We start from the raw sequence: 11,087 nt of genomic DNA on the forward strand, positions 1-11,087 counted from the left end.
GTTATTCCTTATCGGATAGTAGTTCCTATAAGGGGCAGGGACGTCGCATCCAAATTTGGGATGCTCCTTCAACATCTGCAGCGGGCAGTACGCCCCTGTAAAAATTATCTCGTAAAGATACAAAAGCCCTAAGACATTTTAGTGTAAGCTACTTCTTTTCCTATATGTGCAGCAAGGTAGAATGGATCATAAGAACTTCGATCTTACGTATGCCTTGGTATTCAACAGAACTTAGCCTGGAGAGTGGTGACCGGATCTTCTCTATGATCCATCCCGGTAGCGACCCACCATAGCAATCACCTTCGGTCACCTTAAACTGACATGCCGTCTAACGCCGTGGAGTTTCTTGACCGCGGTCAAGAAACTCATATGCGGTCAAGTTGTGCGCATAGCACTTTTTCAAAATAGGCATCGGGGTGCTTGATCGTGCCTGAGCGGGCTAGCAAGTAGTCGAAAACTAGAAGCAGTTTGCCTGCGCCCGCCATTTGGATGCTACGTTTCAATCTATCTTGTCCCACTCTAAGCAGTTTACCGAGGTCATACAGGATGCGATTAAGGGTTTCCCCTGAGTGAGGAGGGACTGGGAAAAGCCCTGCTACATGGGTGAAGTCTTCCCAAGCCATTTTCTCTGGGTCACGGTTCATCTTGGCCTGAGTTTGCGACGTTTGTTTATCTTGTCCCGTTGCTTTAATAGCAATCTTATTAATATCTTTTTTTGTAGACTCTATGTGCCGGACATTTTGTCCGTTTGTGGCGGTCAGTCCGCCCGGATCCAGTGTACCTGACTGCTGTTCGACAGCTTGTAGACTTTCGTCTGCGCTAGCATTTGCTACGGTGTGCTTCTCACCGTAGCAGGCCTCAGTGGCGGCGCCCATAGCTCGGAGCTCCGAGATAATGCTTAGAACTGCGTCCACGGTCAACGTCGCTCGACGCAGTATATTTCTAAACATCTGTAAGGTAGAGAGTTTTACTTCATCGAGGCCTGTCTGCCGAAGGAGAGACGCACGGAGTGCTAATGCTTCGGTCTTCAGTGACCGTAGATGCTCGAGTTCTTCGGTAAGCTGTGACGCTTGCATTGAGAGAGTGTCGTATCGTTGGATCAAGGGCTTAAGGTCGATGCCGAAGGCGTCCTTAATCACACCTCCATATCGTAGCGGGAAGCGTTTCCCATTTGCAGAACTCTTTCGCTCAATTAGTTCAGCCGCTGAGAGGCGCCCAAGGCTGCGACGAAGTGTTCTTTCGTCAAGACCATTGGCCCGCTCCGACAACGAAGCGTTCGATGGGAAGACGACGGTAAGTGCAATGTGCTGGCTATCCAGACCTCTACGTTTCTCACGGGGAAGGAAGCTAATGAGGGCGGTCAACACGGCTAGGTCGTTGGTCGTAAGGCCGAGCTGTTTTCTCAAAATGCGAACCGGGCCTAACAGTTCGTATGGGTTAGGGTAGGGCAAGTCTGTCAGTTCCGCCAAGGCGGTTCGTGCTTTGTTTCGATGTTTCATGGTGTTTCGGAAGAAAAAGCTTCCCCGTTCACCGCCAGCGGTGTTGAAATCGATTCGATTAGGAGGTATCAATTAGGTGTCGAGACTAATTGAGGCCCTTCGGAAGTATCGCTTTCGGGGGGTCTTTCTTTTTCTAGCCGGTCCTCCTTTCGTTTGCTGCTCGTGGTTTTTTGACGTCTTGACCGCGGTCAAGACGAGGGGTTGTTACTCTGGCCCATCTTGACCGCGGTCAAGAAGCTCAATTATCAACTTGCGCACAGCCTCCTCCACACGTGGGGCAAGATCTGCGTCAGCGTCGATAGTGATACGGTTACCCCTTCGCCCGACCTTCACGCGCTCGTCGGGGTGCGCCGAGGGAGCCGATGGCTTGGTGGCCGTTAGCAAAGTAACCGCTGCTTCTAGACGATCGGGGCCTGGTAAGTCGCGGGGGATTTTGGTGGCAATTTCGCGAGCTCTTGCGCCGTCTTTCTCACACAACCGAAAGAGTTTTTCCCAGACCCGTCGACCAACGCCGTGCGCAGGTCCAATAGCCTGAATCAATTCAGAAGGAATGCCTGTCGCGATACGGTTCATCCGTGAGACAAGCGATTCATCTATCTGAAGTGCCCGATACGCTACGGTCTGAGCGTTCTTACGTGCCTCGTCTGTCTTCCCAAGCTCCCGAATGATGCCGGCTACAAATAGAGCCCTTTCGATGAACGATGGATCTTGCCGGGCATTGTTTTCTACACCTTGGGCAATGAGTGCTTCCTCGTCGGTCATCTGCATGACCGTTGCGCGCACCTTCTGACTAAGTTCGCGGCAGGCGAGAAGCCTGCGGCGACCATAGACAATCTCAAGGGGTCCATTCGAGGTTCTGCGAACCAAAACTGGAACTTTTTGACCGTGCTCACGGATCGACGAGACAAGATCATCCAGCCCATCGCTGGGATCGATGCGATCCATGACCGCGGACATCTGTATGGCGTTCGGGTCTATCAGCCGTGTGGCGTGTTTATCTTCTTCAAGAATGGATGCTTGTGCGCGAGCTACGGTCGGGCTCGTGCGGCTTGTATCCAAATTTTCTTCCGAAGGCGTCGCTTCATCCATAGCATTCTTTAGGGAATTTCCGAAGACTTTACGTGCCATCACTACGCCCCCATGCCTTGAGGATTTCTCGTTCGACCTCATCTGTCACGCGAGACACGGATTCGGTCGCGCGCTCGTATGTTCGGCGGTTCACGTCGCGAGGTTCTACCTCAAATATGCTCTGTTGAGTATTTGCAGCGTCACCCACGGCAGTTGATTTGAGGAACTCAGCAGATAGCACCGCATCTCCAAGCACTGTCCGAAGCAGAGACGAAATTTGAACCTGCGGCCCATCGGTATTTTCGTAGCGTGTAATGAGAAGTCTTACGAAGTTCAGCCCGTGTTCGGGGGCATGCGTCTCGACTACGCCCATCAAGTTACTCGCCATCGCCAAAAAGCTCGCAAGCGACATGACGTCAAGCATAGAGGCGTTCAGCGGGATCAGTACCCCAGTCGATGCAAAAAGAGCCGAGATCACCGAGAAGTTCAGCTGCGGTGGGGTATCAAACAGTACCACATCATATTGGCTCAAGACTGGCTCAAGTGCATCCCTGATGCGGCTATGGAACGTAGTGGTGCCTTCTCTGAAGCTCAGTGCGACCTCGAACTCGTACTCCATGATGTCCATGGATGCCGGGATCAGGTCGACAGTCGGGAAGTTCGTTTTGCGAATGATTTCTGCCGCGGGAAGCGGATCATCGGATTTGATCAGATCGTATGACGTTGGCATATCCGGATCAAGCTCGGGCGTAACACCGAACAGATTCGTCAGGCTAGCTTGGCTATCAAGGTCGATCAACAAGACCCGGTACCCTCGCAGTCCCAATAGTTGCCCGATGTGAGCAACAGATGATGTCTTGGCGGAGCCACCCTTTAGGTTGAAGATCGTTAAAACCTGACAAGCTTCTCCCGTTTTTCTGTGCGGATGCTCTTCTGGTTTGATCCTTCCGGTCTCAAGAAGCACGCGTTGTGCCTCGACCATCTCCTCTGCGGAGAAGCTACGGCGATTGCCACCCTCTAAAATCCCTTCGGGAAAGCCTTCGAGGTTTGCCACATGATGGCGAAAGGTGTTCTGATTAATGCGAAGCAGCTCCGCTGCTTCCCGCATAGCGAAGCGGCGGAGGCCCTTCTGGGCGTCCGGTGGGAAGGTTTCCTGCGCATGTTCATGCAACCGGTTACCCAGTCGCTTGGACATGACTTCAAATCTCTGGGAAGCTCGAATCCCGCTCATTGATGCCCTCAAGTCTTTATTGTTTGAGGAACATTAACAGATATGGCGGATTAATCTAGGGTAAACTGTTGAGCGGCCTGAGAGCGTTGAGGCCGAGTGTTCGTAACAGCAGTAAACGGTTAGATATCAGCGACTTATTATTTATGATCTCGCAAGAATTCAACAGTTTGTTGCGCACGCAGAAGTAAACACAAGATGTATTTTATGTACATATTTAAATCGGCACTCTTCTTGAATGTCCGATTCCTTTGGATATCTGTCGAGCGAGCCGAGTACCCTTTGCAGGCTCTAAAAGAGTTCTTTCCGATGACGGCTGGCAACTCTTTTGCTTTCGGGGTCGACGTTAAAGCACCGTATCTATTTAGCCAAAGACGGGAAGCCTTAGGGATCTCGTCCCCTCCGCCAAACATGATAGCCGAACTGATCTGGTGGTGGTTGTAAAAACGAAGCGAGATTCTGACGACAATGTTTGCCGCCATCACTAGTTATCGTAATCCGCACAGTCGGAGCCCAACACTGATCAGGAATGGCCCAATCGAATCCGACGGGAAGTTGGCGTTGACCAAAATATACGTTGGGCTGCAGCGCAACAGGTGCAAAATTTCACACATGGGTATTGGTAGGAATGGGCGGAATTGAACCGCCGACGACACAGTAATCTGCTGTTAAAAGGGTTTATAAATCCCGTGTCCCACCGAGGCACTCCCAGATACCGAACTAGTAATCAGTCGGATATTCGGGAGCTCAGGTTGTGGTGGTATGTGTGATCCATACGGCCACGTTACGCCGGCGTCGAACCTAATTCAAGAACGAGACTATAAAACCTTCTGGTACAGCAATCTTACGTCAGTGTTCACTTATGTTTTACGACCTATACAACTGGTGAAGTATTGAGGATTGAAGCGAAATCACCATGGATCGATGCTAAACGCACGCACTTCGGCAAGCCAAGGTTTACTGATGCTCGGGCAGTCAATAGATTGATGCAACACAAAATCGGACTTATTCTCAGGATCGACTGCTGAGCAGTATCAATGCAAACGTTCTACAGGCGAGGCAGAAGCGGTTACTATTTTACGTATGCTTGACAAAGCCAAGGCCATCCGCAGCCCTTCGCCGGCTGACATAGATGTCGAGCGATGGGGTGTTTTCACCGCAAGCTATGCTGACGGCTCTGACAAACTGTGAAATTGTCAGCTGACAATTTATAATGTAAAATCATTACATGGATTTATGGATTATGTTCGCCGTGCGACCATAAAAATGATCAGCAGTATGACGATCTGTTGATCATCCAGGCCATTTCTACGAATCTTCCCTATGATGCCGGGATGGACAATCTTCTCATCGGGGCACTTCGGCGCGTTCTTACCAGCAGCATCTGTCTTATTCCCTTTTCGCGTGTCTCTGTATATAGCTTCGTGGGGGGGGGAATAGCCAATATCTTGCGGCCACAACAAGGCAAGGGCCCAGACCTTGACCTGCCGGCTGCTAATTCGCAAAAATACCTTCGTGAAACGCCCATAAATTGGTAACCTCTGCACATTACAAAGACTTTTTATATTCATAGAAAACTATCGCCATGCACATGAACAGTATTCACGACCTTTCGAGGGCGAAAAAGCGGGCCATTTTTTTGGCCGTCGACAGCATGCTCGTCCCTCTTGCTCTCTATTGCGCCTTTGCTTTCCGGTACGGGACGGGCACGCCCTGGATGCCGATCTCGGAGAGTTGGGTGCTGTTCCCCGTAATTTCGATGTGGGGTGTTGGTATCATCTGGGCACTGCGGCTCCACCGCATCAAGCTTAACGCTTTTGATACCCATTCCATGTCAAATATCGGCGTAGCGTCGCTATTGATCGCCTTCAGTGCAGTGATGCTCAGTTATTGGTTGAAGCTGTCGGCGCCGCGGTCCGTACCGCTTCTTTTGGGGCTGTTCTTCTGCATCTTCGCTGTCGCGGCGCGCGTGGTGGGGCTGAACCTGCTGCGTTGGCTGTCAGAGCGCGGCGGTAACCGCAAACCCGTCGCGATTTACGGGGCAGGGGCCGCGGGTATCCAATTGGCCGCCGCCCTGAGGCAGGCCAGCGAAGCGCGGCCTGTGTTCTTCATCGACGACAACCCAAACCTACACGGTCTCATGGTCGCAGGGCTGCCTGTTCATGATCCTTCTAAACTAGGGAAGCTGGTCAAAGCGCGCGATATCGAACAAATTCTGCTGGCCGTACCATCGATGGCCAAGAAGCGTAGGGACGAGTTGATCTCTAAGCTCAGCGTCTATGAAGTCGAGGTGCAGGTGCTGCCGTCCTATGTGGACCTGATGTCTGGCAAAGGACTGGCTGATAGCCTGCGCACGGTCGCACCGGATCAGCTTTTGGGCCGCGATAAGGTCGATCTTGATACGCCAGAAATTGCAAAGACATATGCCGGTCGCGTTGTGATGGTGACCGGGGCAGGGGGCTCGATTGGGTCCGAGCTGTGTCGGCAGCTTCTGAACTGTAACCCGGCGCGGATTGTCTTGTTCGAGCAAGGTGAGTTCCAGCTGTACTCGATTGATCAGGAGTTGCAGCCCGAGGCGAAAGCCACGGGGATTCCTATTGTCAGCCGTCTTGGGTCGGTCACCAACAAGGCGCGCGTCGCTGGGGTGATTGCTGAGGAGGGGGTCGAGATTGTCCTCCACGCCGCGGCCTATAAACACGTGCCCCTCGTCGAGGAAAACGAGCTAGAAGGCGCACGTAACAATGTGCTCGGCACCCAAGTCGTTGCGGAAGCCGCCGCCGAGGCGAAGCTGGAGCGCTTCATTCTGGTCTCCACCGACAAAGCCGTACGGCCGACAAATATCATGGGAGCCACCAAACGGATGGCCGAACTGGTGGTGCAGGATGTCCAGACACGTAATGCTAGTACCAAGTTTGCCATGGTGCGCTTCGGAAACGTACTTGGGTCGTCCGGGTCTGTCCTGCCGCTGTTCCAAAAACAGATCGCTCGCGGGGGGCCGGTCACGGTGACCCATAAGGATGTCACGCGTTTCTTTATGACGATCCCAGAGGCCGCGCGTCTGGTTTTGCTGGCTGGTGCCTATGCTAGAGGTAGCGATGTGTTCGTGCTAGACATGGGGGAGCCACAGAAGATCATCGACATCGCCAAGCGGATGATAACGCTCTCTGGTCGGAAGGTTAAGGATTCGGAGACGGGGGAGGGAGATATCGAGATTAAGGTGACTGGTTTGCGGCCGGGTGAGAAATTATACGAAGAGCTGCTGATCGACGACGACAGCTTGTTGCCGACACCCCATGCGAAGATCCTCCGAGCGCAGGAGGGAATGCTGAGCCAAATTGAAGTGGCTGCAATGGTGCGAGAACTGAATAAATCAATTATAGATACTGATACTGGCCGGCTTCGAAGATTGATTGCCTTGAAGGTTGAGGGCTATCACGTGCAAGAGGGAAGTCCTCGCACCATAGGAGGCTAATGTAATATTTTCAATTCGGTTAGTTTGGACGATAATTTCAATCATGCTTTCTGTATGGCGTTCCAAGTACCACTTGGCCCTTTGCATATTTAATTATTTTCTAGCCTTAGACGTATTTATTCGATTGTATTTTTTGAATAGCACTGAACTCACCAAACTAAAAACGCGATATTTATGGGGTTGATTGCTGCCCTAGTAATGTAAATAAGCTTCCTGTCGTACCCTAAGGCTTTGACATATCTGGGAGCCGCAACACTAATCTTCACTCCGAACCACCAAAATGTAATTTTTCAAAAGAATACTGCGAGACGCCCATGCAAACGCCCAACCTTGCTCCGATCCCTGAACTCTATGTCTCTTACGACTCGGCGCAGAAGCTGAAGGTGGAAGCTGGCGATCTGGTCAGCCATGACCTGACGCCGCGCCAGATCTGCGATCTAGAGCTGCTGATGAACGGTGGCTTCAACCCTCTTAAGGGTTTCTTGACCGAAGAAGACTATGACGGTGTTGTCGAAAACATGCGTCTGGCGGATGGGTCGCTGTGGCCGATGCCGATCAACCTTGATGTGTCCGAAAAGTTTGCCGAAGGGCTCGAGATCGGGCAGGACATTGCGCTGCGCGATCAGGAAGGCGTGATTTTGGCGGTTATGACCGTCACCGACCGCTGGGTCCCGAACAAGGCCCGCGAAGCAGAGAAAGTCTTTGGCGCGGACGACAGCGCGCATCCGGCGGTGAACTATCTGCACAACACCGCGGGCAACGTCTATCTGGGCGGCCCTGTGACTGGCATCCAGCAGCCCGTCCACTATGATTTCAAGGCGCGTCGCGACACGCCGAACGAGCTGCGCGCCTATTTCCGCAAGATGGGCTGGCGCAAGGTCGTGGCCTTCCAGACCCGCAACCCCCTGCACCGCGCGCACCAGGAACTGACCTTCCGCGCCGCGCGTGAAGCGCAGGCGAACCTGCTGATCCACCCCGTTGTCGGCCTGACCAAGCCCGGCGATGTGGACCACTTTACCCGCGTGCGCTGCTACGAGGCCGTGCTGAACAAATACCCCGCCGCCACCACCGCGATGAGCCTGCTGAACCTCGCCATGCGCATGGCCGGCCCCCGCGAGGCCGTCTGGCACGGTCTGATCCGCAAGAACCACGGCTGCACCCATTTCATCGTGGGCCGCGACCACGCGGGCCCCGGCAAGAACTCTGCCGGTGAGGATTTCTATGGCCCCTATGACGCGCAGGATCTGTTCCGCGCCCATGAGCAAGAAATGGGCATCGAAATGGTCGACTTCAAACATATGGTTTGGGTCGCCGAGCGCGCACAATACGAAGCGATTGACGAGATCGAAGACAAGGATGACATCACCATCCTCAACATCTCGGGCACCGAGTTGCGTCGCCGTCTGCAGGAAGGGCTGGAAATCCCCGAATGGTTCTCCTTCCCCGAGGTGGTTGAAGAGCTGCGCCGCACCAAGCCGCCGCGCAACAAGCAGGGCTTTACCGTCTTCTTCACCGGTTTCTCAGGCTCGGGGAAATCGACAATCGCCAATGCTTTGATGGTTAAACTGATGGAGATGGGCGGCCGTCCCGTCACGCTGCTGGATGGGGACATCGTTCGCAAGAATCTGTCGTCGGAATTGGGCTTTAGCAAAGAGCACCGCGATCTGAACATCCGCCGCATCGGCTATGTCGCCTCCGAGATCACCAAGAACGGCGGCATCGCCATCTGCGCGCCGATTGCGCCCTACGCCACCACCCGCCGCGCCGTGCGCGAAGACGTGGAAAGCTTTGGCGCCTTCGTCGAGGTGCATGTCGCCACCTCCATCGAGGAATGCGAACGCCGCGACCGCAAGGGTCTGTACAAGCTGGCCCGTGAAGGCAAGATCAAGGAATTCACAGGGATTTCAGATCCCTATGACGTTCCAGAAACCCCGGAACTGCGCGTTGAAACAGAGAATGTCGACGTCGACAATTGCGCCCATCAGGTGCTGCTCAAGCTGGAAAGCATGGGGCTGATTAAGGGGTAACGTTTAGCTCGCAAACATAGTTAACACACTTCTATCGCTCGGGATACCGACCACGCGAAAATGCGAACGAATAGAGTATTATTTAAACTTATAGTTGGCATTATTCCCAAGGCTGGGAAATGGCGTCCAGTATTGGCTTATGTAAACTTCACAGTGCAACTGACGTCGCCAATTCGCTTAGGGATCTTCAATTATCATCAGATGGATCTGATCATCCAATTTTTATAAAGGTATCTGCTATGAACACCCCGTTACGGCAAAAGCCCAATCGCGTACTGATTACCGGAGGGACAGGTTCCTTCGGCAAAACTATGCTACGCGACCTTTTGGCGGATGGGGTTGAGGAGGTCCGGATTTTAAGTCGTGACGAAGAGAAACAAGATGCGCTGCGGAACGACCTGCGGGACGATCGAGTTCGGTATTATATTGGAGACATTCGAGATCGTGGGGCGGTTGATCGAGCCGTGCAGGGCGTCGATGCTATTTTTCATGCTGCGGCCTTGAAGCAAGTGCCAAGTTGCGAATTTTTTCCGCATGAAGCAGTTCTTACCAATGTAATCGGCTCTGAAAACGTGATCCGATCAGCAATTGCAGAAAAAGTTCAAAGTCTGGTTTGCCTGTCGACTGATAAAGCGGTGTTGCCTGTGAACGCCATGGGTATGACGAAAGCATTGATGGAAAAAACGGCGCAAGCAGCTGCTCGAACTTTGGGTCCAAAAGGCAATACGATCATTTCATGCGTACGGTATGGCAATGTGATGTACTCACGGGGGTCTGCTATTCCGCTTTTCCTACGGCAGATAAAAGCTGGAAATCCGATTACAGTGACAGAGCCAACTATGACAAGGTTCTTGATGCCGCTACGATACAGTGTCGCTCTGGTTCATCATGCCTTTCAACATGCTAATCAGGGCGACCTCTTCATTAAGAAAGCCCCTGCGTCCACCATCGCTGACCTAGTAGCCGCCTTGACTGAGTTGTTTAATGTCCCCAATCACCCGGTTGAGGTGATCGGTTGGCGTCACGCTGAAAAGCTTTACGAAACGCTTGCAAGTGCGCAAGAGCTTGGTAGCTCGGAGGATATGGGCGACTATTACCGGATCATTCTGGATACGCGAGATCTCAACTACAAACCGTATTTTTCAGAAGGCGAAGCTGAAACAAAGAAACTAGAAGACTATCATTCTCACAATACGCAACAGCTTGATGTCGACGGGGTAAAAGAACTTCTTCTCACCCTTCCCGAAATACAGGCCGAATTGGACAGCTGGAACGGAGCACGTTGATGCGTATTGTTGTCACTGGGGCCCGTGGTTTAATCGGCTGGCATGCGCATGCTCGATTGCATGCCGCTAACTGTGCGGCCGACTTCAAAGGCGAACCAAAGCCATACGATATCGTTGCGCTAGACCATACTGCATTTGACGACGATGCAGCCCTAAATTTGGCGCTTAACGGAGCTCAAGCTGTGCTTCACTTTGCGGGGGTAAATCGTGCTCCCGATAATGAGGTGGAAACTGCGAACCCCGCAATCGCGATGCGATTAGCTGAGGCGTGTAAAGCTGTCAGAGCTACACCCCAAATTGTCTATGCGAATTCAACACACGCCGTGAATGAAACACCATATGGGAGATCTAAACGCATTGCCGGCGAGGTGTTATCGCAAGTTGGTGGCAAATACACCAATATGGTCCTTCCACATATCTTCGGTGAATGTGCGCGGCCTAACTATAATAATGTCACAGCAACGTTCATTGAAGCGGTCATCAAGGGAGAGACACCGGTAATCAACC

Annotated in this window: 7 protein-coding genes; 4 read left to right on the plus strand and 3 right to left on the minus strand. The window is 52.5% G+C overall.

The window, feature by feature from the left end; translation table 11 throughout:
• Positions 1–365 precede the first annotated feature (365 nt).
• The 3 genes from GLP43_RS16265 to repA all read right to left on the minus strand — a co-directional run bounded on the left by GLP43_RS16265 (position 366) and on the right by repA (position 3,762).
• Positions 366–1,469: a helix-turn-helix domain-containing protein gene (locus tag GLP43_RS16265; RefSeq protein WP_237280171.1), complete on the minus strand. Its 1,104-nt coding sequence runs from the start codon at positions 1,467–1,469 to the stop codon at positions 366–368.
• 234 nt (positions 1,470–1,703) lie between these two features.
• Entirely contained in the window at positions 1,704–2,627 is a 924-nt protein-coding gene (locus GLP43_RS16270) for a ParB/RepB/Spo0J family partition protein (protein WP_237280172.1), read from the minus strand.
• Positions 2,617–3,762, minus strand: a complete 1,146-nt coding sequence (repA, locus tag GLP43_RS16275) for a plasmid partitioning protein RepA (protein WP_237280173.1) — start codon at positions 3,760–3,762, stop codon at positions 2,617–2,619. Before repA ends, GLP43_RS16270 begins: the two co-directional genes overlap by 11 nt.
• Positions 3,763–5,380: 1,618 nt before the next feature.
• Between repA and GLP43_RS16280 the strand changes: the two genes are divergently transcribed.
• The 4 genes from GLP43_RS16280 to GLP43_RS16295 all read left to right on the plus strand — a co-directional run.
• Positions 5,381–7,267 (plus strand): nucleoside-diphosphate sugar epimerase/dehydratase, encoded by a 1,887-nt coding sequence (locus GLP43_RS16280; RefSeq protein ID WP_443069488.1) that lies wholly within the window; start codon positions 5,381–5,383, stop codon positions 7,265–7,267.
• 314 nt (positions 7,268–7,581) lie between these two features.
• Positions 7,582–9,294, plus strand: coding sequence for a bifunctional sulfate adenylyltransferase/adenylylsulfate kinase (locus GLP43_RS16285; RefSeq protein WP_237280175.1), 1,713 nt, complete (start codon positions 7,582–7,584; stop codon positions 9,292–9,294).
• A 239-nt stretch (positions 9,295–9,533) separates the two neighbouring features.
• Positions 9,534–10,580 carry a polysaccharide biosynthesis protein gene (locus GLP43_RS16290; RefSeq protein WP_237280176.1) on the plus strand — a complete coding sequence of 349 codons (1,047 nt, stop codon included), beginning with the start codon at positions 9,534–9,536 and terminating at the stop codon, positions 10,578–10,580.
• Positions 10,580–11,087, plus strand: a 508-nt coding sequence (locus GLP43_RS16295; RefSeq protein ID WP_237280177.1) for an NAD-dependent epimerase/dehydratase family protein, incomplete at its 3' end; no start/stop codon positions are given. The genes GLP43_RS16290 and GLP43_RS16295, both read left to right, overlap by 1 nt.

This window comes from Sulfitobacter sp. M39 (assembly GCF_021735935.1).
Classification (GTDB): domain Bacteria; phylum Pseudomonadota; class Alphaproteobacteria; order Rhodobacterales; family Rhodobacteraceae; genus Sulfitobacter.